The sequence below is a fragment of the Mitsuokella apri genome (assembly GCF_047974105.1).
GTDB lineage: Bacteria > Bacillota > Negativicutes > Selenomonadales > Selenomonadaceae > Mitsuokella.
In genome coordinates this window covers 112,883-139,259 of the sequence record NZ_JBHYRS010000001.1, presented here as the reverse complement: position 1 = coordinate 139,259, position 26,377 = coordinate 112,883, and the positions used below count along the sequence as shown (strand labels likewise).

28 protein-coding genes are annotated in these 26,377 nt (G+C 41.6%); 20 read left to right on the top strand and 8 right to left on the bottom strand.

The features are described from left to right. Positions 1 to 10: 10 nt before the first annotated feature. From ACE419_RS00630 to ACE419_RS00570, 13 genes are all read left to right on the top strand, one after another. The gene (locus ACE419_RS00630; RefSeq protein ID WP_435720685.1) at positions 11 to 1,417 is read left to right on the top strand and encodes a sugar transferase; all 1,407 of its coding nucleotides are present in this window, start codon (positions 11 to 13) and stop codon (positions 1,415 to 1,417) included. After that, positions 1,414 to 2,262, top strand: coding sequence for a glycosyltransferase (locus ACE419_RS00625; RefSeq protein WP_435720684.1), 849 nt, complete (start codon positions 1,414 to 1,416; stop codon positions 2,260 to 2,262). Before ACE419_RS00630 ends, ACE419_RS00625 begins: the two co-directional genes overlap by 4 nt. Before the next feature lie 50 nt (positions 2,263 to 2,312). After that, the gene (locus ACE419_RS00620) at positions 2,313 to 3,083 is read left to right on the top strand and encodes a glycosyltransferase family 2 protein (protein WP_435720683.1); all 771 of its coding nucleotides are present in this window, start codon (positions 2,313 to 2,315) and stop codon (positions 3,081 to 3,083) included. 24 nt (positions 3,084 to 3,107) lie between these two features. Continuing rightward, complete coding sequence (locus ACE419_RS00615; protein WP_435720682.1) at positions 3,108 to 4,016, top strand: beta-1,6-N-acetylglucosaminyltransferase; 909 nt, start codon at positions 3,108 to 3,110, stop codon at positions 4,014 to 4,016. Positions 4,017 to 4,036: 20 nt separating this feature from the next. Then, complete coding sequence (locus tag ACE419_RS00610) at positions 4,037 to 4,981, top strand: glycosyltransferase family 2 protein (RefSeq protein WP_435720681.1); 945 nt, start codon at positions 4,037 to 4,039, stop codon at positions 4,979 to 4,981. A 35-nt stretch (positions 4,982 to 5,016) separates the two neighbouring features. Then, positions 5,017 to 6,336 carry a hypothetical protein gene (locus ACE419_RS00605; RefSeq protein WP_435720680.1) on the top strand — a complete coding sequence of 440 codons (1,320 nt, stop codon included), beginning with the start codon at positions 5,017 to 5,019 and terminating at the stop codon, positions 6,334 to 6,336. A gap of 17 nt (positions 6,337 to 6,353) precedes the next feature. Continuing rightward, positions 6,354 to 7,244, top strand: coding sequence for a glycosyltransferase (locus ACE419_RS00600; protein WP_435720679.1), 891 nt, complete (start codon positions 6,354 to 6,356; stop codon positions 7,242 to 7,244). Continuing rightward, a complete protein-coding gene (locus ACE419_RS00595) occupies positions 7,241 to 8,050 on the top strand; it encodes a LicD family protein (protein ID WP_435720678.1) in 810 nt (269 codons plus the stop codon). Before ACE419_RS00600 ends, ACE419_RS00595 begins: the two co-directional genes overlap by 4 nt. Before the next feature lie 71 nt (positions 8,051 to 8,121). Beyond that, positions 8,122 to 8,844 carry a 2-C-methyl-D-erythritol 4-phosphate cytidylyltransferase gene (gene ispD, locus ACE419_RS00590; RefSeq protein ID WP_435720677.1) on the top strand — a complete coding sequence of 241 codons (723 nt, stop codon included), beginning with the start codon at positions 8,122 to 8,124 and terminating at the stop codon, positions 8,842 to 8,844. 12 nt (positions 8,845 to 8,856) lie between these two features. After that, positions 8,857 to 9,924, top strand: a complete 1,068-nt coding sequence (locus tag ACE419_RS00585; RefSeq protein WP_435720676.1) for an NAD-dependent epimerase/dehydratase family protein — start codon at positions 8,857 to 8,859, stop codon at positions 9,922 to 9,924. A gap of 39 nt (positions 9,925 to 9,963) precedes the next feature. After that, complete coding sequence (locus ACE419_RS00580; RefSeq protein ID WP_435720675.1) at positions 9,964 to 11,367, top strand: lipopolysaccharide biosynthesis protein; 1,404 nt, start codon at positions 9,964 to 9,966, stop codon at positions 11,365 to 11,367. A gap of 14 nt (positions 11,368 to 11,381) precedes the next feature. Continuing rightward, the gene (locus ACE419_RS00575; RefSeq protein WP_435720674.1) at positions 11,382 to 12,641 is read left to right on the top strand and encodes an acyltransferase family protein; all 1,260 of its coding nucleotides are present in this window, start codon (positions 11,382 to 11,384) and stop codon (positions 12,639 to 12,641) included. Positions 12,642 to 12,834: 193 nt separating this feature from the next. Further along, on the top strand, positions 12,835 to 13,281 hold the full coding sequence (locus ACE419_RS00570) for a VanZ family protein (protein ID WP_435720673.1): 447 nt from the start codon (positions 12,835 to 12,837) through the stop codon (positions 13,279 to 13,281). 113 nt (positions 13,282 to 13,394) lie between these two features. Here ACE419_RS00570 and ACE419_RS00565 read toward each other — a convergent pair whose 3' ends face one another. From ACE419_RS00565 to ACE419_RS00555, 3 genes are all read right to left on the bottom strand, one after another. Then, the gene (locus ACE419_RS00565) at positions 13,395 to 14,048 is read right to left on the bottom strand and encodes an N-acetylmuramoyl-L-alanine amidase family protein (protein WP_435720672.1); all 654 of its coding nucleotides are present in this window, start codon (positions 14,046 to 14,048) and stop codon (positions 13,395 to 13,397) included. Between the two features lie 45 nt (positions 14,049 to 14,093). Then, positions 14,094 to 14,330, bottom strand: a complete 237-nt coding sequence (locus ACE419_RS00560; protein ID WP_435720671.1) for a hypothetical protein — start codon at positions 14,328 to 14,330, stop codon at positions 14,094 to 14,096. Positions 14,331 to 14,393: 63 nt separating this feature from the next. Then, on the bottom strand, positions 14,394 to 14,762 hold the full coding sequence (locus ACE419_RS00555) for a hypothetical protein (protein ID WP_435720670.1): 369 nt from the start codon (positions 14,760 to 14,762) through the stop codon (positions 14,394 to 14,396). A 1,142-nt stretch (positions 14,763 to 15,904) separates the two neighbouring features. Here ACE419_RS00555 and ACE419_RS00550 point away from each other — a divergent pair. The 3 genes from ACE419_RS00550 to ACE419_RS00540 all read left to right on the top strand — a co-directional run bounded on the left by ACE419_RS00550 (position 15,905) and on the right by ACE419_RS00540 (position 19,892). After that, the gene (locus ACE419_RS00550) at positions 15,905 to 17,986 is read left to right on the top strand and encodes an ATP-dependent nuclease (protein ID WP_435720669.1); all 2,082 of its coding nucleotides are present in this window, start codon (positions 15,905 to 15,907) and stop codon (positions 17,984 to 17,986) included. Between the two features lie 23 nt (positions 17,987 to 18,009). After that, entirely contained in the window at positions 18,010 to 19,065 is a 1,056-nt protein-coding gene (locus tag ACE419_RS00545; protein ID WP_435720668.1) for a UvrD-helicase domain-containing protein, read from the top strand. A gap of 218 nt (positions 19,066 to 19,283) precedes the next feature. Continuing rightward, positions 19,284 to 19,892, top strand: a complete 609-nt coding sequence (locus ACE419_RS00540; protein ID WP_435720667.1) for a 3'-5' exonuclease — start codon at positions 19,284 to 19,286, stop codon at positions 19,890 to 19,892. A gap of 235 nt (positions 19,893 to 20,127) precedes the next feature. Here ACE419_RS00540 and ACE419_RS00535 read toward each other — a convergent pair whose 3' ends face one another. From ACE419_RS00535 to ACE419_RS00525, 3 genes are all read right to left on the bottom strand, one after another. Further along, positions 20,128 to 20,283 (bottom strand): YvrJ family protein, encoded by a 156-nt coding sequence (locus tag ACE419_RS00535; RefSeq protein ID WP_435720666.1) that lies wholly within the window; start codon positions 20,281 to 20,283, stop codon positions 20,128 to 20,130. 23 nt (positions 20,284 to 20,306) lie between these two features. After that, a complete protein-coding gene (locus ACE419_RS00530) occupies positions 20,307 to 20,519 on the bottom strand; it encodes a DUF2922 domain-containing protein (protein ID WP_432647406.1) in 213 nt (70 codons plus the stop codon). A gap of 76 nt (positions 20,520 to 20,595) precedes the next feature. After that, on the bottom strand, positions 20,596 to 20,820 hold the full coding sequence (locus ACE419_RS00525; RefSeq protein ID WP_432647794.1) for a DUF1659 domain-containing protein: 225 nt from the start codon (positions 20,818 to 20,820) through the stop codon (positions 20,596 to 20,598). A gap of 444 nt (positions 20,821 to 21,264) precedes the next feature. On the opposite strand from ACE419_RS00525, the gene ACE419_RS00520 reads away from it, so the two are divergent. The 4 genes from ACE419_RS00520 to ACE419_RS00505 all read left to right on the top strand — a co-directional run bounded on the left by ACE419_RS00520 (position 21,265) and on the right by ACE419_RS00505 (position 24,106). After that, entirely contained in the window at positions 21,265 to 21,684 is a 420-nt protein-coding gene (locus ACE419_RS00520) for a hypothetical protein (RefSeq protein ID WP_435720665.1), read from the top strand. Positions 21,685 to 21,713: 29 nt separating this feature from the next. After that, positions 21,714 to 22,727, top strand: a complete 1,014-nt coding sequence (locus tag ACE419_RS00515) for a type II toxin-antitoxin system antitoxin SocA domain-containing protein (protein WP_435720664.1) — start codon at positions 21,714 to 21,716, stop codon at positions 22,725 to 22,727. Between the two features lie 115 nt (positions 22,728 to 22,842). After that, positions 22,843 to 23,109 carry a zinc-ribbon domain containing protein gene (locus tag ACE419_RS00510; RefSeq protein WP_435720663.1) on the top strand — a complete coding sequence of 89 codons (267 nt, stop codon included), beginning with the start codon at positions 22,843 to 22,845 and terminating at the stop codon, positions 23,107 to 23,109. After that, complete coding sequence (locus ACE419_RS00505; protein ID WP_435720963.1) at positions 23,063 to 24,106, top strand: AbiH family protein; 1,044 nt, start codon at positions 23,063 to 23,065, stop codon at positions 24,104 to 24,106. Before ACE419_RS00510 ends, ACE419_RS00505 begins: the two co-directional genes overlap by 47 nt. A gap of 154 nt (positions 24,107 to 24,260) precedes the next feature. On the opposite strand, the gene ACE419_RS00500 is transcribed toward ACE419_RS00505, so the two are convergent. Both ACE419_RS00500 and ACE419_RS00495 read right to left on the bottom strand, forming a co-directional pair. Further along, the gene (locus ACE419_RS00500; RefSeq protein ID WP_435720662.1) at positions 24,261 to 25,271 is read right to left on the bottom strand and encodes a hypothetical protein; all 1,011 of its coding nucleotides are present in this window, start codon (positions 25,269 to 25,271) and stop codon (positions 24,261 to 24,263) included. Further along, on the bottom strand, positions 25,192 to 26,199 hold the full coding sequence (locus ACE419_RS00495; protein WP_435720661.1) for a hypothetical protein: 1,008 nt from the start codon (positions 26,197 to 26,199) through the stop codon (positions 25,192 to 25,194). The genes ACE419_RS00500 and ACE419_RS00495 overlap by 80 nt, the downstream gene beginning before the upstream one ends. Positions 26,200 to 26,377: the final 178 nt, after the last annotated feature.

Genomic DNA, 26,377 nt, shown 5'->3' with positions numbered 1-26,377 from the left:
GATTGAGTGCATGAAGACCCGCGTTTATCCAAAATCGCGTAAAATCTTACATCTTCTCGGCGATATCGCCATCATCGTCATCGCGTATGGCCTCAGTGCCGCGCTCATCCTGGCCACCGGTACCTTCGAAGCTCATGCCGTGCTTTACTCCGGCATGCTGCCCGTCGTCATCCTGCTGACCATCATGATGTTTTCCATCAACGGTCTCTACACCATCGAACACAAGCGTTTCAGCGAAGTCCTCATCGGCCTCGCCGTGAGCCTGTTCCTCGTGCTCGTCATGATCATGGCCCTGAGCTTCTTCATCCATGAATTCGCGTACTCGCGTGTGCTGGCCGTCGTCAGCACCGGCGTCGAGTTCGTCCTGCTCGCCCTTTGGAAACGCGTCACGCAGCGCTGCGAGCAGGGCCTGCACCGCGACCGCCGCACCCTGATTATCGGCAACGAGGAGCAGTGCCGCCACGTCTACTACCGCATGAGCGCCCAGCCCCAGCTTGGCCTCGAGCTGCATCAGGTCGTCATGGGGCCGCACGCCGACTGGAAGAGAGAAGCGGACCTGCTGCACACGGATGTCATCATCATCTGCTCCGACATCCCGATTCCCGTCAAGGCGGAAATCGTCAACTACTGCACGGACAAGGAAATCCAGCCCTTTGTCATCCCGAGTGCCTACGAGGTCTTCTGCAACGGTGCAAAGCTGCAGCGCATTGACGATGTGCCGGTCTTCCGGCCGCGCAGCCTGCGCCTGAGCGTCGAGGACCGCGCCGTCAAGCGCACGGTCGACATCGTGCTCGCGGGCATTGCCTTTGTCATCGCGCTGCCGTTCATGCTCGCCACGGCCATCGCCATCAAGCTCGAGGACCACGGCCCTGCGCTCTACAGCCAGGTCCGCACGGGCCGCTTCGGCAAACCCTACAAGGTCTACAAGTTCCGCTCGATGCGCGTCGACGCCGAGAAATACTCGGGCCCGCAGCTCGCGACGGACCACGACCCGCGCATCACGAAAGTCGGTGCCTTCATCCGCGCGACGCGCCTTGACGAGCTGCCGCAGATCTGGAACGTCCTCAACGGCGACATGAGCCTCGTCGGCCCGCGCCCCGAGCGTCCGTACTTCGTCGAGCAGTTCACCGCGAAAAATCCCGAGTACGCCTATCGCCACAACGTCAAGCCCGGCATCACAGGCCTCGCACAGGTCTTCGCCAAATACAACACCACGCCCTACGACAAACTCGTCTACGACCTCATGTACATCGAAAACTACAGCATCGTCGAAGACTTCGTCATCATGATCCAGACCATCAAAATCCTCGTCACCAAAAGTGCCACCGAAGGCGCCGTCGACCTCGACAAACTCGACCTGAACCTTCAGGACTACACGGCAGAGAAAAAGCGGGAGAAACAGGGGAAAGAAGTATGAGTCCGTATTCTGTTTTGATGTCCGTCTACCATAAGGAAAAGCCGGAGTACCTGCGCGAAAGCATGCAGAGCATCTACGGCCAGACCGTGCCAACGGACGATTTTGTGCTCGTCTGCGACGGCCCGCTGACAAAAGAGCTCGATACAGTCATCGCGGAGATGCAGGCCAAATTCGGCAAAAGGCTGCGCGTCTGCCGGCTTCTTGAAAATCAGGGCCTTGGCCGTGCGCTGAACTTCGGCATGAAAATGTGCAGACATGAACTCATCGCGCGCATGGACTCCGACGACATCAGCCGCAGCGACCGCTGCGAGCGCCAGCTGCAGCTCTTTGAAAGCCACCCCGAGTACAGCCTCATAAGCGGCATCGTCGAGGAATTCACCGGTACCAAAGAGCACGTCTACGCCAGACGCATCGTGCCGGAGCACCAAAGAGAAATCCTCGCCTTTGCGAAAAAGCGGAATCCCTTCAACCATCCCTGCATCATGTACAAAAAAAGCCACGTCGAAGCAGCGGGCGGCTACCAGGACTTTTTCCTGCTCGAAGACTACTACCTCTGGATCCGCATGCTCCAGCAGGGCCTGCAGGGCTGCAATATCCAGGAACCGCTGCTCTGGATGCGGGCGGGAAGTGACATGTACAAGAGACGCGGGGGATGGAAATACTTCCTGTCCCAGCGCCATCTTCTGCAGTACATGCATCGAACCGGCTTCATCTCAGGGAGACAATATCTACTTGGCGTATTCGTCAGATTAGGAGCATCCATGGCACCAGACAGCTTACGAAGCCTTCTGTTCAGTAAGGCATTGAGAACCATGAGCAAGAATTCGGGGGGGGGCAATAACTAATCATAATCGATTAGCTATTCCTCGCATAGGGAGACCGTGCGGTGTTGCCTATGCATAAAGAGAACTCACCTGAATTTGCCGTTACGGTCAGCGTGATTATGCCTGCTTATAACTGCAGGGCAACACTGGCTGAGAGTATCAAATCGGTCACAGCGCAGACTTTTGCTGATTGGGAATTACTGGTCATTGACGATTGTTCCAGCGAACCCTTAGCAGACATTGTGGAATCCTTTCATGATGCGAGAATCCGCTACGTGCGCCTGTTGGAAAACAGCGGTGTAGCTAAGGCCCGCAACACAGGTATTGCCCTTGCGAAAGGCCGGTACATTGCTTTCCTAGATAGTGATGACCTTTGGCTGCCGGAAAAACTGACAAAGCAACTGGTGTTTATGCAGGAACATCAATATGCCTTTACCTATACTTGGTACAGTCAGTTTAAAAAGTCGCCGGAACAGCCGGTCCGACTGGTTCGTACAAAGGAGTTTGTCGACTATAGGAAGCTGTTAAAGGGCAATGATATTGGCTGCCTGACTGTCATGATTGACCGTGTTCAGATTCCGCATATTGAGATGCCACCGGATAAGCATGAAGACTATATTACATGGCTCAATATCCTGTGTGAATACGGGCAGAGGGCATATTCCTTGCCTGAAGATCTTGCGAGGTATCGCCTGTCTGACGAGTCGCTTTCAGGAGATAAGAAGAAAAGTCTGGTGTGGACTTGGAAGGTTTATCGAGAGAGTCAGAAATTATCTCTTTTACAAGCTGCGTACTATTTTACCTTTTACCTGATAAATGGCATTAAAAAGCATTACAAATAAATTTGATGGAAGGGAAATCTGGTAATGAAATTAGCAATATTGCTACTCTGTCATAAAAATGCAGAGCAGATCAATATGTTTCTGGATATAATGGAACATCCGGATATCGAATTTTTTATCCATATGGATAAAAAGGCTGATATCGTTAATCAGATAGAAATGAGACAGGATATTCATATTTTACCAGATCATCTTCGTGTTGATGTTAAGTGGAGTGGCTTTTCTATGATTGAAGCCACTCTCAATCTTATTCGATTAGCGTATAAAGAAAAAAGATTTGATTATTACTGGCTTTGCAGCGGGCAAGATTTTCCGATAAAATCAGCAGAATATATCTTAGACTATTTCCAAAAAAATAAAGGAAATAACTTTATTAGCTACTGGCCATCTTATCAATACGGAACAGAGAGAAAAGAGACTCATAAAGATAAGCGCAATATATTGAAATTTCCTCATTTTATGATGGGAAGAAGCATATTAAAGCGTGTGATCAAACGTGCTTATATTGAAGTGTCGGGGGGGTGGACACATACCTACAATGTGTTCCGGCGAAAAGACAAATTTTCCACAGTTCCTTTTTATTTTGGCCCACAGTGGATTGCTATTACAAACAATTTTGTGAGTTGGCTGCTTGATTATTTGAAGAGAAACCCCTGGTATGCAGAGGGATATCGGCACAGCCTAACGCCAGATGAATCTTTCTTTCAAACATTGTTTATGATGTCTCCTTATAAAGAGAATAGGTATGATTACCTTCATTATGTTGATTGGTCAAGTCGAGATGGCAGACCTGTAAATTCTCCGAATGTCTTAACAGTGAATGATTTTGATAATCTGGTAAAGTCAAAGTTTCTGATGGCACGTAAATTTGATTTGAACGTAGATAAAGAGATTATAGAAAAATTAGCGAAGGTATGCTCATCTTCTCGGTAAACAATGGGAGGCCAGTTTAGATGCCAGAAATTAGCGTGATTGTTCCAGTATATAATGCGGAAAAATATTTAGATCGATGTGTGAAATCTATATTGGGACAGACCTTTTCAGACATTGAACTAATTCTGGTAGATGACGGTTCTCCAGACAAATCAGGTGAGCTTTGTGACCGATGGGCGAAGGAAGATAACCGTGTTAGAGTGATTCATCAGGAGAATGCAGGAGCGGGGGCTGCGCGGAATGCTGGACTGGCTATTGCAAGGGGACATTATATTAACTTTGTTGATAGTGATGATTGGATTGCCCCACAGATGTATGAAATATTATATAAATTAATTCGAAGGACTTCCGCTCCTATCGCAATGACAGGTATGATTAGTAAAACTCATTATGAAGAACCGGTGAGTTTGGACATAACGGAAGTTCAGTATACCATTAAGGATACGAAAGGAATGCTGAAACGTTTTTTTCGGGTGAATGGAGAAGATTCCAGCATTATTAGCACATGCGGGCGCTTAATCGATAAGAAAATTTTACAAAATTTTAGATTCATAGAAGGAACCATATCTGAAGATGTTTCGGCAGCTTTTTTTATGTGTGTACATAGTCCGAAAACAATAGTGATCCATGAACCTATGTATATTTATTTTCAAAATAACTCCGGTGTGACAAAGAGCAAGGTTACAAAGCGGGATTTTGAGTATATAAAAGCATTTCAAAGGATATATAAGTTTATAAAAGAAAATATACCGGAATTTTCGTATTATGCAGAGATGAATGTCTTGCGATCTCAATTTACAATATTATCGAAAATGAAATTGTACGGATACGATAAAAATGATACAGAGGTAAAAAATTCATATTCTTCATTGAAAAAGATAGTTCGTAGTAATCTATTTAAGTTAATGAAATGGAAAATGCCTGTCAGCAGGAAAATACTATTGTTATGGGACTGCTTTTTATAAGATATATATGCTAATGAATGAGGTGATTCTTTAAGATGGATGATATAACTGTTAGAGATAAATCGCATCAAAAAATTATCTTGGCATTTAATTTTTTGATAGCACTGTACCCGTTTATCGGAACATATGCTGTTCCAGGAATCACCTTTTTAGGTCTTAATGAGCTGTTAGGTATGCTGATAATTATTGCATATTTACTTTCATATCGTATGAAGGTAAGTATGCAAAATTATCATATTCTATATTTAATCTTCATTGTTTATTCGACAGTTATTTCATTATTAATATTTACAACACTGCCTGATATGGGAGATATGCGGCCAATAAATAGACCTTTAAGGAATATAGTGCAGTTTTTGTTAATAGCTATTTTAGGAACACAGTTGTTTAATCTTCGATTCTTTCTGAAATACTATATATTAGGTGGTATGACTGCATCTATATTTTTAATACTTCAAAACATAGCATTCCTTTTTTTTAATATAACGATCCCCTGGTTATTTCCAGGTTTGCCACTGAATTATACAATCGTGGACCAGGCTACTTATTATGCTCGTTATATCCCTAAGTATTATCATTATGGTGATAGCTTGAGAGCCACAGGTGGTTTTACAGAGCCTACAAGTTTTGCAGCATATATATTGCCTTTAATAGCAATATTATTGATTATGAACTTTGTGGATATAAAAAAATGGAAGCTTGGTATATCGAAAAGAAAAATTCATATCGCAATAGTTATTTGTAGTATAGCGATTTTTATATCAACGTCTGCAACAGGAGTAACTATATTAATGCTCATATACCTGATTACGGCAATGAAACAACTATGGAGAACTAATATTGTTTATGCAATAGTATTCGGTATCTTTTTTTGTTTGATTATATTAGGAGTTTTTTATTATATACAAACAAGCGATTGGGGGCAAACACTCATCCTAAGATTAAGTGAAGTTGATACATCTGCTGGAGCGGATTCGACTTCAGGAAACCAACGAATTGTACGTGGATTTGCAGTATGGTATAACTTACCGATAATCATGCAGTTCATAGGTACAGGCTTTGGAAATATATCAAATATATTAATCACGTACGGCATTACGACACCATATGATCCTTCTTTTGGCAGTGCATATATGGGAGCTATTGCGGAGGTTTTAGTATCAACTGGAATCATAGGCATGATTATATTTTTCTCGTATATCATGAACATTGTCTATGGGAATATAGTGTTTTTATTAGAAATCGTGGCTACTTTTTTTGTCTTGATGCTTGCATTAAATATGTTGGCTTCGGGGACATTTGTCTTAATTTTAGTAGCAATATCAGGAATAGTTTCTTATAAACTTAGTCTATAACTAAATGAGGAAATAATATGTTAAAATGGAAAATAGCATGTATTGTTTTAAATTATAAAGATTCAAAGACGACAGCGGATTATATAAACTTTGCCAAAAAAATTGCAGTATATGATTATATCATAGTGGTGGATAATTGTTCTCCAGATGATTCCTACGAAAGGCTGCTAAAGTTTCAAGAAAAAAACGTTATTGTTTGTAAAACATCACATAATGGGGGATACGGGGCAGGGAACAACTATGGGATCAAGCTGGCAAAAAAACTTGGATGTGCGATAGCGTTTGTATCAAATCCGGATGTAGCATATACAAAAGCCTGCATACAGCATATGATAGAGTTTCTTAAACAAAATGATGATTATGCAGCAGTTGCGCCCGTTCAATATAATGGCTACAGCAAGCAGAGACTAGATAATACAGCATGGTCATTGCCAACCTACAACGGTTATGTTATTGGATCGCTATATATTTTAAGGCACTTTTTACCATCAAAAAGGTATAATCTGTCATATAATCAACAAGTGGATTGTGTTACAGGAGCATTTTTAGCAGTAAAAATAGACGAGTTTCTGGCAGCTGGCGCCTATGATGAGAAGATTTTTCTTTATTGTGAAGAGTCAACTTTAGGATATCGGTTAAAGAAAAAAGGCTATAAGACATATTTGCTTGTAGACGAAAAATACGATCATTATGAGTCGACAAGTATAAAGAAAAGTGTTCCTAGCATAGTAAATCGTGTTCAAATGATATATAAAAGTCGATTAATCTATTTGCAAGACTATCTAAAGGTTAATAAATTTCAGCTGATTTTTGCTAAATTATGTTTTTCCGTATCTGTTTTTGAAGAAAGATTAAAAATACCAATTCGAGTGCTCATGAGTAAAGTAAAAGGCAAGGAAGAATTATGATAGAAAGAAAATTAAGCCAAAGAGAGATTCAGCTATCGATATTACATATTCTACAATATTTTGATGAATATTGTAAGAGATATAAAATGAGATATTATTTAGTAGGTGGAACTTTATTAGGAGCGATTCGTCATAAAGGTTTTATACCATGGGATGATGATATCGATGTCTGTATGCCACGTCCTGATTATGAAAGACTTATAAAAACATTTAAAGATAATGCTGACAAAAGGTATTCTCTATCTTCATACGATGTAGGTAATAGCTATCGTCCGTATGCAAAAATCTTAGATTTATCTACCAAAGTGGTAGCAAAAACTAGTGACGATGAACAACATTTATGGATTGATGTGATGCCTGTTGATGGATTGCCGGATGATGAAGATAAAATAAAGAAAATTTATCAGTCATGCGAGAGATATAGAAATATTTTAAATTTAACTAGATGCAAACTTGGAACTGGAAAGACCCTCTTACGGCGTATGAGTAAATATTTTTTACAACCATTAGCACGGTTATATGGAGAAGATCGTCTCATAAAAAATATTGAAAGCATTGCACGTAGTTATGATTATGAAAACAGTAAAAATGTAGGAGCCATAACATGGGGCATATATGGCGTACGTGAAAAAATGTTAAAACGTGAATTTGAGAAATCCGTAGAAGTAATCTTTGAGGGAAATCGATATCCTGCTTTTTCGTGTTGGCAAAGTTACTTATCAAATTTATATGGTGATTATATGGAATTGCCCCCTGTTGAAAAAAGAAAGACTCATGAAATGGAAGCATATTGTTTAGATAGATAGATGGCTTTGGCATCAGTGCTGTCCATTCGTCGCGTTTAAGGCATATTTATTTGAAATCAAAGGTGACTGATATGAATACAGCTGTAATTTTTGCAGGTGGTACAGGTAAAAGGATGAACACGAAATCACTGCCTAAGCAGTTTTTAGAGGTTCATGGAAAACCTGTTATCATCTATACTTTGGAAGAATTTGAGAGACATCCAGAGATTGACCAAATTATATTAGTTTGTTTGGAATCTTGGATCGATTATGCCAAAAAACTTTTATTGAAGTTTCAAATAGCAAAAGTGGTATCCGTTGTTCCAGGTGGGGCAACTGGACAAGAATCTATTTTCCATGGATTAGATGCTGCATATCACCATATGGGGGATGAAAAAGATATTGTCCTGATTCATGATGGGGTCCGTCCTATGATTGATCAGGAGACTATCGGTCAATGTCTTGCCTGTGTACGAGAGCACGGTAATGCAATTACGACTACTCCGGCAATTGAAACAATCTTTGTCAATGGTGAAGCTGGGCGTGTTGGAGAAATCTTTAATCGTTCCCAGTGTGCAATGGCACGGGCGCCACAATGCTTTTATTTGGAAGATATTTATGCAGCTCATCTCAAGGCGCAGGCTGAACATCGTGGTGATTTTATTGATTCAGCTATGTTGATGCAGCATTATGGGGCAAAGCTTTATATGGTAGATGGGCCTGTAGAAAATATCAAAATTACGACACCAACAGACTTCTATCTATTTCGAGCTTTATTGGATGCAAAAGAAAATTTACAGATTGTAGGATTTTAAGGAGAGTCTGTTATGTGGATTGAAAATGAGATCTTTCATGAAGATATGGAAGCAGTTACACAGGCAAATTATATTCCTTGGGAAAAACTGTCGAATAAAACCATTTTTATCACAGGTGCTACTGGACTTATTGGTTTTAATTTGATTTCCGCTTTAGCGTATGCATCACTTTACAAGGAGATTCCGGTAAAAATAATTGCCTTAGTACGTGATGAAGATCAGGCAAAGGAACGTTTCCATGAAATTTTATCAACAGGGGCTCCGTTGAAATTTATGGTAGGAGACTTGGAGCATATACCACCTGTGCATGAACATATTGATTATATCGTTCATGGTGGCAGCCCGACTGCAAGCCGGTATTTTGCCGAACATCCAGTCGAAACAATCATGATGAATTTAAAAGGTGCAACGCATCTTTTAGAACTTGCCAGAGAAAATCGTTCTGAAGGTTTTTTATTTTTGTCAAGCATGGAAGTATATGGTGGTATTCATTGCAGAGAAAAAGTAGATGAAAAACATGCCAGCTTTGTCGATACCATGATACCACGTAACAGCTATCCAGAGGTAAAACGCATGGTTGAATCTCTATGTGCATGTTATGCCGACGAATATGGAGTACCAGCAAAATCAATCCGTTTGACGCAGACTTTCGGCGCGGGGATTCGGAAGAGTGAGAATAGAGTATTTGCTCAATTTGCAAGATCTGCTATGCGCCATGAAAACATTGTAATGTTCACGAAAGGCGGAACGGAGCATTCTTATCTATATACAGCTGATGCAGTAAGCGCTATCTTGACAGTATTATTAAAAGGAAGAATCGGAGAAGCGTATAATGCTGCCAATGAGCAGGCTTACTGCTCAATTAAGGAAATGGCTGAAACTGTAGCCAATCTGGACGTTATTAAAGAAAAGTACAACGAGCCTGTATCTGTAGTAATTGATGAGTCAAAGAATAATGGAAAATTATATCCACCAGAATTGTATATGAATTTAGATACTAAAAAGATCCAGCAGCTTGGTTGGAAGGCTACAAAGAATTTAAAGGATATGTTTACACGAATGATATTAGCGGCAGAATAACGTATTCTTGTATTTTATAATGCTGAGGAAAGTTATATTATGAACTTTGGACAAATTGCTAAAAATATCATATATTCTTTTGGGGCAAATATTGTATCATTAGGTGTTTCAGTTCTGATGGTTATGTTTGTACCGAAGCTGATGCCTGTTGAAGATTATGGTAAATGGCAATTATTTTTGTTCTATTTTTCATATTTGGGATTTCTACATTTCGGCTGGGAAGACGGAATGTATTTACGTTATGCAGGAAAAGATTTTAATGATCTAAAACCACGGGTGCTTTCTGGACAGTTTTGGGGAATCATCATTCTGCAATTAATACTGGCAGGAATTGCGATATGTTTTTCTCAATTTTTTATTACGGATCCGATTAAGCAGACCGTATTCATTTGTGCAATAAGTTTAGCAGTTTTTGTTAATTTTAATACAGGCTGTAATCTTGTTATGCAGATTACGAACCGGATCAAGGACTATGCCCGTATCATTTTGTCGGAACGAATCATACTGCTGATTCTGGTATTTTCCTTTTTGCTGTTGGGCTTCAATCAGTTTCAATACATGTATCTTTCAAAGCTGGGCTCGTTGCTGATTGTTTCTGGAGTATGCTTTTACTTGTGCCGTCACTTATGGACGGTACATATTGGCAGCGTTCAGGAGATTGCTCATGAAGCTGGATTGAATCTGGAAGTCGGCATCAAGCTGATGTTTGCCAATATTGCCAGTATGCTGATCATCGGCATCGTGCGTTACGGAATATCCATTGGCTGGGACGTCTCGACATTTGGCAAGGTATCCCTGACTTTAGGCATATCGAATTTCCTTATGGTCTTCATCAACTCGGTCAGTGTCGTCTTTTTCCCGATATTGAAGCGCATGGACCAGCAGCGTTTGCCAGAGATGTATCGGCAGATCCGGACCATTCTGGCCTGTGTCCTGTTTTTCATGCTGGTCTTTTACTATCCGATCAAGGAGATTCTTTCCTGGTGGCTGCCAAAGTATGCAGACAGCTTGATTTACATGTCGGTGCTGTTTCCTATCTGCCTCTTTGAGAGCAAGGTCAGCCTGTTGATCAATACATATTTGAAGAGCCTGCGTAAAGAGGCATTGATGCTGAAAATCAACTTGATGAGTGTTGGCGTAGCCCTGATCGTTACGTTGTTCACAATAGAAATTCTGCATGACTTAAACGCTGCTGTATTTTCTATTATTCTACTTTACGCCTTCCGTTGTGAGCTGGCGGAACACTACATGGGGCAGATTCTGGGACTTAAATTAAAACGGGATATTGGGATAGAGTTGCTTATGGTAGCTGTATTTATCATATCCAGTGTATGCCTGGATAATTGGTTCTGTCTTTTTGTGTATGGTTTTGCGTACGTAATATATTTGTTTGCTCATCGTAAGCAGGTAAAAGAGATAAGGACAATTTTGCGAAGAGGGTAAAGGGGTATGATATTTTGGTAAATAAACTTGACGAAATAACAGAAGAAGCTTATACTCAGCAAGCAAGCAAGCAAGCAAGCAAGCAAGCAAGCAAGCAAGCAAGCAAGCAAGCAAGCAAGCAAGCAAGCAAGCAAGAGGAACTGCTGCGTAATGCCGGAAAAAGAGATAATGTCATCGACATATTAAAGGCTATTGGTATTACCTTAATGGTTTGCGGACACAGTGGTGCTCCGTTCACGCATTTTATATATTTATTTCACATGGCAATATTTTTTATCGCATCGGGTTATTTCTTTAAAAGTTATAAATCGGATAACTTTAATGCAGTAAAGAAATTTGTCATAAGAAAAATAAAATCATTATGGTGGCCTTTTTTTGCAGCTGCAAGTTTATTTACGCTATTACATAATGCATTCCTAAAAATAAATATCTATACGAATAATCCATTATTTTTAGAATATGTTCATGGAAAGTATATTCGTTTAATAGACTGCTACTCGAACCTAGAGATTGTTAAGAGAATTGCTAAAGCAATTTTTATGATTGGTAATGAACAATTGCTTGGGGCCTGTTGGTTCTTGGTTTGCCTATTTGAGTTGGCAATTACTTATTGTGTTATGGATTATATAATTAAGAGAGTGGTAGTAGCAAGGGTAAAATATTCTGTTCTGCAGTTACAATGTGGAGTATCAATTGTAATGCTTGGGATCGGATATGCTTGTAGTTTACAAAATATTCATTTCCATTATTTTCAGCTCGTAGCCTCATTCTATTGGCTTTTCTGGTTTGGCATCATAGCTAGCAAATATAAGATATCCAGTGCAGAGCGTTCAATTATAAAGCATATTTTGATCTTTAGCAGCTGCTTTATGATATTGTTGATTTTTAATCAATGGGGACACGTTGAGCTTGGTTCTAATGATTATACGAACCCAGTATATTTTATAATCGTATCCCTTGCCGGCTGGCAATTCATATATGAAATTTCGTATTTTGTCGATAAGGCCCTGTCAAGGATAAAATCTATATTTATTATAGTCGGACGACATACCATGGCCATTATTATATTTCATTTTCTGTGTTTTAAGATTGTCAGTTATGTTGGTGTCATGCTTTATCATGATCCAGTATTTACAGTAGCAGCATTTCCAACACTCTATCCTGGAGGCTATTGGTGGCTGGCATATACGGCTGTAGGAGTTAGTATTCCTGTTTTTGTTGGTATATGGTATAGCAGACTAAAAGCTATGGCAGCTAATCTTAAATGCCAATAACTACATACCGTTTATCTATACCACTGTTGTATGCGCTCTGTACAGCCTGTAGAGACCCTTGGTGATAGAAAGGTACCCTGTATATAGGTAATGCGAAAATCCGTCGTACAGCGTCTTTAAAATGGGAATCGATTGACGATACATATACAAGATCTTCGTTGCAGAAGGAAGCTTGAAATGTCGAAGGGAAGAAATGAGTAAACGAAATGTAATTTTCATCATCACGCTGTTTATCGTTATTTTGCTAGTGGTCTTCATTTGGTGGCACTCCCTGCAGCCAGGTACAGCGTCCCATGCAGAGAGCCGCTACGTGTTGAGCATCATGTTATCTTATGCAGATGGCACATGGCTGGCACCATATTTGAGTGATGGCCGCATTCGACGGCTCGCCCATTTGACGGAATATGCATCTTTAGGCTTGTCCATGAGTTGTGCTTCTTTGATTCTGTCGGGAAGACAGAGAAAGATATGGGTCCTGCTGGCTGGCATTTGTATTGCGGCCATTGACGAATACATTCAGCAGTTTTCTGGTGGACGGACATCGACCTGGCATGATGTCGTATTTGATACGGTGGGCTGCAGTATCGGCATCATGGCAGTTGCCGTATTGAGCATGTTATATCGAAGATGTAAGCATTAAGGTGTTCTTGGTAACGAGTTTATGATTTTGATATGGATGCACAGAAAAAGCCCTCATAGCGTTCGGTCGCTGTGAGGGCTTTGAGCTATAGAGACGGCAAAAGCTTTAGGGAATCAGGCGTACAAGGGCGGGAAGAAGGTGTCGCGTCCTTGGTCCTCGATGATGTGATTGGCGAGGACGTCGTCTTCCGGCCGTTTGTAGTCAGTCAGGAAACGGTGCAGGCCGTTGGCGATGCCGTAGCCGAAGACGCCTTGGTAGTCCTGCAGGAGCAGGGCATCGTTCTCTTCGTCGATGAAAGCCGTCTCGACGAGGATGGCCGGCATGCGCGTCCAGCGCAGCACGGCGAGGCTGGATGCCGGCTTGACGCCGCGGTTCGGGAAGTTCGGGGAGACGTTGTTTACCGACTTGTAGAGCTCAGCCTGCACGTACTGGGCAATCAGGAAACCCCAATCCGAGCCTGTACAATAGTAGGTTTCGCAGCCACGTGCGGTATGGCCGCTGCAGGCATTGGCATGGATGGAGACGAAGATGTCGGCATCCCAGCTGTTCGCGCGTGCCGTGACGTTTGGCTGTCCCGGCGCTTCGCCGCGCAGGTTGTTGCTCTGCAGGATCTGGACCTGGTCGTAGCCGAGGCTTTCGAGCACGAAGGCACAGTTGGCCGCGATGCCGGCGGCGACATCACATTCGCGCTGGCCGTAGTGCATATCGAGTGCGCCGGGATCCGGATCGCCGTTCGGGGAGTGACCGGGATTGATAAAGATCTTCATAATGCTGCTCCTTTCTTTCTTGTGAAAATATGCGTGTCAGGGAAATCAGTTCTTGAGCCATTCGTCATCGAGCTCGACGAGCAGGCGGTAGACGGGCTTGCGGCCTTCGTGCCCGAGTTCGAGGATGCCGTCGCGGCAAAGTTCCTGGCGTGCGGCCGTGAATGTGCCGTGCGAATGACCGGTGATGCGGTGCAGTGACCATTCCGTGAGCTTGCCTTCGCCGAGCTTCTTGATGGCATAGCAGAGTTCCTTGGCATGCTGAGACATCATGATTTCTTTCATAGAGAGCTCCTTTCTGAAGAAAAATTAGTGGGGGATTTATGGCAGAAAGCAGGAGACGTGGGGTTATTCCTCTGTCTTATGCTTATCTTTTGCGAATGTCTCGGTATTCGGCAGACCGAACAGGAGCTGGCCTTCATAGACCATGCTGAGGAGATAATAGCTTGCCGGCTGGCGTCCGCCCTTGCCGTTGGCAAAGATCAGGTAACCGCCCTGCAGCAGGTCCTTGCGTGCTGCTTTGACAGTTGAGACCGAGACGTTCAGGATGCCGGCGAGCTCACAGGTGTGGATCTTGAGCGGGAAATGCCAGTAAGACGAATTGGCCTTGTTCATGAGCACGTGCCAGAGAGCCTGAGCGGAAGCATTGAGCGGATGGCGCGTGAGGCGCATAAAGAAGTGGCGTTCTTCGCTGATCCAACCGGGGACTTTAGACATAGAAATTCCTCCTTTTTACCTGAAAAGCAGCTTGTTACCTAGTGATTCTTAGTTTTGCTGAAAGAGTATGATAATTTTGTTCGCATGTTTGACAACAGACGAGAACAAAATGTTGTATAATAACGTACAGGAAAACTCTGGGGCAAACAGAGATGATAAAAGCCTGCCATGTCTCTGCAGAGAGATCGAGCCAGCTGTCTCAAGAAAAGCTGCTCAGATCAGATCTTACAGGAACAAGCAGGCTTTCTGGAGTTCTGTTTGTCGTACTATCGTGCTTAAGTCTTTCTATGGGATCCACCCTATGTGTACACATTTTACAGGTGGTGAGTGTCAATGTCAAGCATAAAATTAAAACTTTTTTACAAGAAATTCAGTTATTTGGCATAAAAGTTAATGTATTTGTAAACTTGTAACACTCACAGAAGCAAAGATGAGGAAGAGAGGATTTCGGAGCAGCGGTTCTCGCGCGCGCGGTAACTATTATTTTTCTTTTCTTTAGGTTACGTGTTAGGTTAGCGAACCCCGCAGCCCTGACGTCACAACGCCCAGCGGCTATCCACAGGGCAAATATTGCCCGTGACACCGTCTGTGACGCCGTCGGTATACTGGCCGTGACGTAGGCGGTTTGAAAAGTTATCAACATCTTACATGAGTTATCAACATTTTATCCACAAAATTATGCACTGATAATACTATGAGAATAAAGATAACACCACAATAACAGAAATGAAACGTTTTTGCCTTGGTGTACATTTTATGAGGACAGTTCGATGCAGATTAACGCGAAAAAGAAAGATGTCATATGGGACAACTGAAAGTGGCATCAGACCGTCAATCACTATCTTTACACTAATGAATTCCAGCTCATAAAGAACGGTACCGAAGACCTGCTCGACATCGTCTGCAGGATATTCCAGCAGTAGGCAAGCATGCATGGTGAAAGGATAGCATAGTCCTAATGCGTATGAAGTCAATAAGTAGTTGTTGAAATTTTATAAGAAGGAAATTTGAATATCTTAGCGAATATTATAATTTGATATAGGAACAAACTGTATTTAAGATTAATTCGTGGCTTAACTGAGTGATTGTATTCCTACATGAAGAATATAGAATTGCTTGCTATATGTATAAGGAGAACAGCCTTGAAAATATCGAAATTAAAAATTCGTAACTTTCGTAGCTTTGGCGAAACAGAAAAGATTATAGAGATGGACAATTTATCTGTTTTAATCGGAAAGAATAGTGTAGGGAAAACAGCTGCTATGATAGCATTGAATAAAATGTTTTCTTCAAATCCATCAGATCGAATCTTGGTACGTAGTGATTTTCACCTACCTGCAGGAAAGAAGCCGGATCAGGTGAATCATCTAGATTTATCTGTCGAAGCAGATTTTACGTTCGATGAATTAGATGAAGAAAAAGATGAAGACAATGATCAAGCTGTTCCTGCATTCTTTCATTATCTTGTTGTAGATGAAAACGATCCAAAGCCTTATCTTCGAATACGTTTAGAAGCTTCTTGGCAACGTAATAATAGTATAGATGGCGATGTTGATAGCCATATATATTATGTTACTTGCAGCGAAAATGATGATATCAAAGATGAGAATAAAAAACCGATAAATCGTTTTGATTTATCAGCGAATATCAGAGTCTTATATGTTCCTGCGACGCGTAATCCAACACATCAATTGCACAATGTGTCAGGAAGTATGATTTATCAGATGCTTAGTAACATAGAATGGAGTGAATCAGAGAAAAGCGAGATAAATCATCAAATAGATGAATTGAATAAAACATTTATTCAAAAGCATGATATTGCAGATATATCGAATTCGATTAGCTCGGAATGGCAGCAATATGATGAGGATAAACGTTACTCAAATGCCAAGTTAAATTTTTCTACTCCCGATTTTGATGCCATTTTCAAACGCTCCGATATTGTATTTTCACCAACTGAAACGGAACGCGATTACACAGTGGATGAAATGGGAGATGGGTTTAAATCTTTGTTTTACATTTCTTTAGTGAATAGTTTGTTACGGATTGAAGAAGAATACAATGAATCATCATTTGAAAAAAGAAGGGTATCTCAATGTCCAATATTAACAATTGTGGCTTTAGAAGAGCCTGAAAATCATATATCTCCACATTTGTTAGGAAGAGTGCTATATAACCTACAATCTATTGCTCAAAATAAAAATTCCCAAGTTATAATTACAACGCATTCTCCATCTATGGTGAAGCGAGTGGATCCTATTCATTTACGTTATCTACGTCTAAATAAAAATGATCAGTCCACTTATGTTTCACGAATTAGTTTTTCATGTGATAAAAAGATTTCAGAAAAATATAAGTTCTTAAAAGAAGCAATTCAAGCATATCCTGAGATTTATTTTGCTCAATTAGTGATTTTGGGTGAAGGCGATAGTGAAGAAATTATTTTATCAAAGTTTTGGGAAAGATTAAACCAAAAGCCAGACTTAAATGGTATCTCAGTAGTGCCATTAGGCGGACGGTACGTAAATCATTTTTGGCGTTTATTAAGTGATTTACATATTCCACATATAACTTTATTAGATCTGGACCTTGGACGAGAAGGTGCTGGATGGGGACGCATAAAATATATAATTCAACAATTGATTTTGAATGACGAGGAAAAAAAGAAAGAGCTTTTTGATAACGGTTTTGATAAATTGGATGATAATTTATTAGAACAGATGCATCAACGATCTTATACAGCTAACAACAAGAAAAAATTAAAGCAATGGATAAATTTATTGGAAAAACAACATGTTTACTTTTCTGCCCCGTTAGATATTGACTTTTTGATGTTGGAATCCTATGGAGCTATTTATAAAAGTATGTTGAGTTTCGCTGAAGGTCCTTCTATTACTGTAGGATCTAGTAAAAACAAGGAAACAAAATATATTCGCGATATAGAAGGAGAAACAGATAAAGGGATTTTTACAAAAGCATATGAATCAAGAATAAAAAAAGATGTACAACATGCCTTAAAAAAGAATGGAAAGGAACGTGATATATACACAAAAGATGAAAAACGTCTTTTAATTTGGTATACATATTTCTTTTTAAATAGAGGAAAACCAACAACGCATATAGAAGCAATGACACATGTATCCGATGACGAATTAATTAATAATATGCCAGGTGTTTTTCGTAGATTATTTGATGACGCAGAAGTTTTATTAAGTGAAAATTAATAAATGAATTAAGGTGATGAAGGATGCAGATCATCGAACCAGATAACTGGTGTCCTTTGGCTGGTATAGAATTAGAGTCAGATGCAAGTCGAGCTATAAGAACTGAGGGCAATGTGTTGGTGGTTGCTGGACCAGGAAGCGGAAAAACAGAGTTGTTGGCACAGAAGGCCGACTACCTTTTGAGAACTAATTTATGTCCTCCACCAAAAAAAATCTTAGCAATTAGTTTTAAGAAGGATGCAGCTAAGAATCTGAAAGAAAGAATAGTTAATCGATCTGGAAAAGATTTGGCTATCCGTATTGATTCCCTTACTTATGATGCCTTTGCTAAGCAATTATTAGATCAATTTAGAGAAGTTTTGCCGAAGTCAATTCGACCGGATCAGGACTATGTTATACTTACTAATACAAATCAGATAAAACAGATGCTTCAGGAAACTGAGTATTTGAAGTTTTGGAATACGGATTTACATCAAGCAGAGAAAACTCTTTTGAATAATATCATAAAAGCCATAAAAAAAGAGAGAATTATTCTACCAGAAAAAATATATAAACAGATATTTCATCGTGAGATTAAGCCTTATACGAATTTAACTTTTTCACTAATCACATTGCTCGTAATATACATATTACACCATAATACATATATCTTACGTGCTTTACGCCATACATATAAATATGTGTTTTTAGACGAATTTCAAGATACAACAGATCTACAGTATAATTTGGTAAAAAAATCTTTCTGTAATTCTTCAACACAAGTTACTGCTGTGGGAGATAATAAGCAAAGAATTATGCTATGGGCAGGTGCTAGAGAAACAGTTTTTCAGGACTTTGAACGTGATTTTTCTGCTCGAACATTGTATCTATTAATGAATCATAGATCTGCACCTAAGTTAGTGGCTCTTCAAAAATCTATGTATCAATCCTTATGTGATGATGGAGAACGAAATATAGAAACATCATCTAAATGGAAAGCAAATGATGGAAAGGTATCTTTATGGATTTTTAACGACGAAAAAGATGAAGCATATCATTTAGCTAAAAACATAGTTGAAAAAATAAAAATGGTGTTGTAGAAAAGGATATTTGTATTTTATGTAAGCAGACAGCGGATAAATTTGCAGATGAAATTATTAAATCTTTAAAAAAGTATAATGTAGAAGCCAGAGTCGAAAATATTTATCAAGATTTATTAAAAGAACCTATCGTCGAAATAATTACTAATTTTTTAGAATTAGCCGCTTATGGAAGGAATGCAGAACTCTGGGATAAGTTATTGGAGCAATTATGTATTTTGCAAAAGATTGAAGATGAAAAAAGTTATTTTCAGATTCAAAGAGATATGAATCAATACCTTATAGAGTTGAGACAAAAAATATTAGCAAAAGTGGATATAAAAAAATTATCTGATTCAATTATTGGTTTTGTTGGAGAGGGTAACATTAGATCAAATTATCCAGAATATAATCACGGAAATTATTTGACTGAAATAAAAGATAAGTTTATTAAACTATTTATAGATGAGTTACAAAAACAAGATAATGTATTGAGGGCTTTGCAAAATTTTCGAGGGGAAAATACGATACCAATTATGACGATACATAAAAGCAAAGGATTAGAATATCGAATTGTATATTTTGTCGGATTGGAAGATGAAACTTTCTGGAATTTTTCTAAACATAAACAAGAAGATCGATGTGCGTTTTTTGTAGCATTATCAAGAGCTAAAGAAGAAGTCGTATTTACTTCTTGCTTGTTACGACATAATATGAGAGACCTTACCCGTTCTAGACGAAAAATACGCGAATTTTTTGATCTTTTAATGCAATGTCGGGGGATTGAGTATATAAATTTCAGTAGCGAGAAATTGCTGAGTACAGTAGATAGTCCTAAGCACCAATAGCTGCTTACAGCTTCTGCCCATATCACGGAGTTGCGCTGCTTTCTTGTCGTGCCAATTTTACAAAAATAAACCGTCATCACAAGATGGCGGTTTTTCTTTTTCTGACAATAGTTGGAATGTTGTGTTTTATATAAGACGTGCACACAAAAAAGCCCCCGCAGCGTTCAGTTGCGCTGCGAGGGCTCTGGGTGATTGGCTTGGTTGGATTCGATATGCTGTTGTGTCTGGCCGACTCTTAGCAGGCCCGCCGTTGTTCATGCAGCTCTTTGACCAGCTGACTGAGTTCGCCCGTGAAGCGGTCCATGGAGCGCTGGAAGCTGGTCAGGAGGTAGAGCGTGACGACGATGGGGAAGCCTACACTGGAGATGGCCGTGAGCAGGTTCTGTTCCATGGTCACTTGCCTTTGGTTTAGGCTCAGACAAGCAGCTCGACGTCGACTTTGCGGAAGGATGCTTCCTTGAAGGCAACTGGCAGGGCGCCGTCAATCGTCATGGCCTTCTTGGCGATGACGTTCTGGGCCCAGGCTTCGACCGTGTCTTTGGCGAGGTCTTCTTTGGGGTCCGTGAGGGAGAGAGTCTTCGTCTTGGCGTTGTCGAGAACGAAGGTGATCTGCAGCGTGCGTTTCATAGTGCATAGCTCCTTTCATTATATAGAGGCAAAAAGGGAGTGAGGCGCGTTTGCGCCTCGGGAGAGGAGGGAAGGGTCAGTCAGCGGAGAGCGTCGCCGTTTCGGTGCGCTGGATGTCGCCGACTTCGTGCGTCTGCATGGCTGCAAGGCCCTGGCCGATCGTGTAGAGGTCGTCGTCCGTGATCTCCGGGTTGATGGAGTTGTACGAGCGCGTTGCGTACTTGACGAGACCCGTGTCCGTCGTGCCGTTTTCGACCTTGATTTTGAGTGCCGTGGTGACGTTGATGCGATGTGCTGCCATAAAGCATTCTCCTTTCGGTAGCAGTTAGTAGAGGTGGGATTTGGCCTCGGGCCCAGGCTTTGAGGCCGGCTGCCTGGGCCTTGGCTTTGGGCTTCTGCCCTTGCCTTGATTTCATTATGGGGGAAGTGAGTGTCAAGTGCAAGCACGAAATTTGACGGTCAAATCCCAGCCCAAATCAGGCGGTCAGGCATAAAGCGGCGGGGAGAAGGTGTCCGCGCCCTGATTCTTGATGATGCGGCTCGCGAGTACGTCGTCAGCTTTTGAGTTAGTTGTCATCGAGATCGACGAGCAGACGGTAGATAGGCTTGCGCTTTTCGTGCGTGAGGTTGAGAATACCGTCGCGGCAAAGCTCCGGATGCTATATAAGAGAGAATGTATATGATATGATATTTACAAAATCGTATCATACATGCTATAATAAAGAAAAAAGGAGGTGCATGTTGGGTGGAGTTACCGGATGTATCTTATGATGAAATTGTATCCTATTTAGATGAGGTTGCAAATTTAATTAAGAGAGAATGCTTTTCTTTTGCGAGCAATCGCGATAAAAATGAGGAGCTCTTGGAGAAATATCTATTGTCAGAACGTGATGTTGCACGAATATGTACAGAACTTACTCCAGAAGACTTTTGCCAGCGGGTTCGAAATGTACATCCTAGATATAAGCATGAAATTCTGTATATTTTTCGGAAAGAGTTGTTATTACAAGAACGATTTGGGAATCAAGAAGATATGGTGGGGATATATATAAAATTTAATTGTATCCGTCGTACTAATGACAAGTACTTGATCATTATTTCATTTCATGAAGAAGAACATCCGCTGAAGTTGTATGCTGATATAAATAAAAATTATCATAAATAAGGATTCATTGTGATTAGGAGGAATTTATTATGAAAGGAAAGGTGAAAGATTTCTGCACTGAATGCAGAAGGGAAACGGAGTATATACTGAAACCTGTTTGTGTTGAAAAAACGATTCGTGGGAAAAAATATAAATTTCGTGTGATGAATGCAGTGTGTACTGTATGTGGAGCTAATATGTGTCCGCGGGGATTGATGGATAAAAATGTTGCCATGATTGATCAGCAGTACCGTCAGAAAGAAAATATTGTTACCATTGAAGAAATTGATAAATTAATGAAGCTGTATAACTTAAATAAGTCGTCGCTTTCATTGGCGCTTGGATTTGGTGAAATTACGATTAAGCGGTATTTAAATGGGCAGGTACCATCAAAAGAGTACTCAGATCGAATTCGACAGGCACTTCATTCGACAGACTATATGGAAAAGATGTTGGATGAACATAAAGATCTTCTTACTGATGTTGCTTATCAAAAAGCAAAAAATGAAATAGAAAATATCCGTAATAGCTTTAAAAAGGTGTCTCCTAAACTGTTGGCTGTTATTTATACACTGTTCATGTTACTGGATGAAATCACACCGCTTATGTTGCAAAAATTATTGTATTACGCGCAGGGAATCTGCATGGCTACAACACACCGTGAGTTATTCTATGAGGACTGCGAAGCATGGGTGCATGGACCGGTGTATCGTTCTGTTTACGATTTATTTCGTGATTTCCATTATAATCCCATTGATGATTTGAGATTTTGTTTATTCGAAAATTTAGCAAATAGATTGGATTCTACAGAAAAAAAGATCATTGAAAGAATCGCAAATACGTTTGGATCTTATGGTGGAAAAACGTTGGAACGAATTACGCATACGGAAAAGCCATGGATTAGAGCTAGACATGGATTGCCTGATGATATGGGATCAGATGCTGTGATTGATAAAAAAAGTATACGCATCTTTTTTGATTCGTTAGCTGAAAAGTATGATTTTCAAACGGATGAAGGAGTAAAAAAATATATTTCTGATAAATTAAACATATCGTTAAAATAAGGATTTTGCTATAGATAAATCCCTTATACTGTAAGCATTATAGTATAAGGGATTTTATTTTATGCGGTTTGCCTTGTGAGAAGAACATAATAAGAGAAAATACTTTTAACCAGAGGTGATATCATTGAAAGATATTGAAGTAAAATGTAAGGACTGCGGCCGGGCATTTGTGATTCGGAGATCGGAGCAGGAGTACTATAGGCAGCGAAAATTCCCATTGCCCACGCATTGTCCTTTATGCCGGAAGAAGCGCAAGAAACTGAGGGATAAAGAACAGCAGATTCAGAGTGATAGGCTATGGAAGGAACGCAAAAAAGCTGATGCCATAACTTTCGATCAGGAATTACACGGAATTCATCGAGACCCTATATGGCATCCATGAAGATGATGTATGCTACATTCACGGAAATCGGCGCAAGAAAAAAGAGAAGCCAAGAGAACGACTGATTATCGGCCATAGGCCTGGAGCCAGTGATGAGCAATATGATTTTAAGGAAAACTGGTCAGGCTTGAATCTGTCGGGAAACCGGGCTCAGATGATTTATGACGCGAAGGAGACTGCACTTCGTTATGTGACAGATGCGGATGAGGAGTTTACGAAGTACTGTGGTAAGAACATCGAGAAACACAAGAATTTCTTCAAGAAACTGTTGGACATCAACAAGGTCATCACGATCGGGCACTCGTTATATCCGGCCGACTGGGCGTATTTTAAAGAAGTCATTCGTCAGAATCAAAACCCGGATGACATAGAATGGTATTTCGGCTGTTTTGGACGAGGAGACTTGGAAAGAATCGACACATTTACAGAGCATTTTGGAATTCCACATGGCAAAGTACATATCTTTCGGACGGATGTAATCAGGACGAAGCCGATTGAGGATGTAAACAACAAGCAGCCTGTAAAACAGGCGGACAAAGAAAAAAGTCTTGGATACTCTGACAGCGGACGATGGGAAGCTGTTGGACGTGGTAGAATTGTTGAGATTAAAGATACCCACAAGGAAACTGTGGAGCTTGTAAGGATCTTCAATACAGCTATGAACGGTGCAGTATTCATTGATGATTCCATCTGTTTGCTTGTGGCGCGGGGAATGAACGCCGGAGTATTCCTTTTGCGATATAGTAACGGTCATTGGCATTATGAACTTGAGTTGGAAGAGATTCCGAATCAGGGATTGATCAACAAGCGACTACATAGAATCTTGCGTGACGGAGATCAATTGATTTTTGTCTATCAGAGCAGAGTGAGAAAGTATGACCTGAACGATGGCACTTTGGTACTTAACAAAGGGATGCAGAAGGCGCCGGAGCATGTTTTCTCTGGCAAGGATATAACCGAAAAATTCAAGAGGATTTATAAGAATGAGTTTTATTGATGACAAGGATGCATAAGGGCATAATAAAAAGCCTTCGCAGCGTTCGGTTTCGCTGCGAGGGCTCTGGATGATTGGCTTGGTTGGATTCGGTATGCTGTTGTGTTTAGCCGTGTCAGTGGCAGGCTCGCCGTTGTTCATGCAGCTCTTTGACCAGCTAGCATATTTTGTCAGTGTATGCCTTTTCGATGATCTCGGCATAGCGCGAACGGTCGGCTTCAGAGACCTCAAGGATATCCATGGCGGCATCAATCGTCAGACCGCTTTTTCGCATTAAGGCCTGCACATATTTGACCGTGATGTTGTCGCGTTCTTCCGCTTTACCAATATTGATGCCGCGTTTTTCGATTCCTTCGCTAAGATTGCACATTTTTGCGACCCCCTTTTCTAGATGTGGTGTGGTTTCGACATTGAATTCTTCAGCCAGTGTGTTTACCTTGCTGTCCGAGCTGATGTTGTCGAGCAGGACGAGGTTGAGCATTTTGAGCAGGCCTGTGAGCTCGGTGTAACGTTTTTTGCCAAGGCAGACGAGGATGGGCGTTAACAGGTCATAATCTCTGCGTGGCGCTGCTGCCTGTCCAATGAGGTTTTCTTCCTTCATGCTGTAGCGAGTGATCGTGTAGGCCCAGGCTTTTGTCGGCGCGGTGCAGATCCAGATAGAATAGACCTTCTGGATTTTTTCGTAGTGCGACTTCGTAAAGACGGTGCCGTACTGGCTGGAAATCATGCGGCTGCAGTAATAGAGGGCACGTTTTAAGAGCGGATAGCCCGGCTCGAAGTCATTCTGCGCTTCGAAGTTGATGATGAGCGCAATGGGCATGCCATCTGCCGGGGCAAGAGCCGTAAAGCGGATGTCGTAGAAAACTGTGCCTTCGGTCAGCGTCTTGTCCTCGGTTTGCTGACTTTGAATGCGTGTCGTGCTGATATCCGGCTCGACTGGGATCGTACTGACTTCAGGCGTTCCCTGAATGCAGTGACGGGCAATTTCGTCAATGGAGAGATCCTGAAATTCGCTGACGCAGCTTTTCAGGATATTGGCAATGATGAGCAAAAAGCCTCGCATGGCTGCGAGGCAGATATCATATTTATCAATGTATGCCTTTTTCGATAATCTCGGCGTAGCGCGGCCGGTCGGCTTCAGGGACGTCGAGGATGTCCATGGCAGCATCAATCGTCAGGCCGCTTTTACGCATTAAGGCTTTAATGCTTCGCACAATTCCGCGAGTTTCGCCGCGAGTCTCACCGATACTGATACCTTCTGCTTTACCAATACTGATACCTTCTGCTTTACCAATGCTGATGCCGCGTTTTTCGATTCCTTCACTGAGATTGCACATTTTTGCGACCCCCTTTTCTAAATGAGGCGTGGTTGTTACTTTGAATTCTTCGGACAATGTCTTTACTTTGCTGTCGGAGCTGATGTTGTCGAGCAGGACGAGGTTGAGCATTTTGAGCAGGCCTGTGAGCTCGGTGTAATGCTTCTTGCCGAGGCAGACGAGAATCGGCGTCAACAGGTCATAGTCGCTGTTTGGGGCTTCGGCCTGTCCGATGAGGTTTTCTTCCTTCATGCTGTAGCGTGTGATCGTGTAGGACCAGGCTTTTGTCGGAGCGGTGCAGATCCAGATGGAATAGACCTTCTGGATTTTTTCGTAGTGTGACTTCGTAAAAACCGTGCCGTACTGGCTGGAAATCAGGCGGCTGCAGTAGTAAATGGCACGTTTCAGCAGCGGATAGCCCGGGTTGAAGTCGTTCTGCGCTTCGATGTTGATGATGAGCTCGATGGGCTGGCCGTCTGCCGGGGCGAGAGCCGTAAAGCGGATGTCGTAGAAGACAGTGCCTTCGGTCGAGCTTTTGTCTTCGGTTTGTACGTTCTGGATGCGCGTGATGCCGGCATCCGGTTCGACAAGGACCGTGCCGACTTCGGGCGTGCCCTGAATACAGTGGTGCACGATTTCATCGATGGAAGAATCCTCGAATTCCTTGACGCAGCTCTTCAGGATGTTGGCAATGATGCCTTTTTCCGCAAGGACTTTCTTGCAGACGGCATCATAGGCTTTCTTTAGCTCGTCGGTCTGTTGGTCTTCGCTGGATGGCATGTCATCACTCCCTTTGCTGTTCTTACCTATATTTTACCTGATTTTTTGGGGGCCGGCAACCATGAGGATGTGTGCGCTCTCGTACAACAAAAGCCCCTGCCCGCCAGCGCTTTGCGGGTATCTTCGGATTTTTGGGCTGTCATTTGCTATCCTGTTCCTGCCCATGATATACTGATGG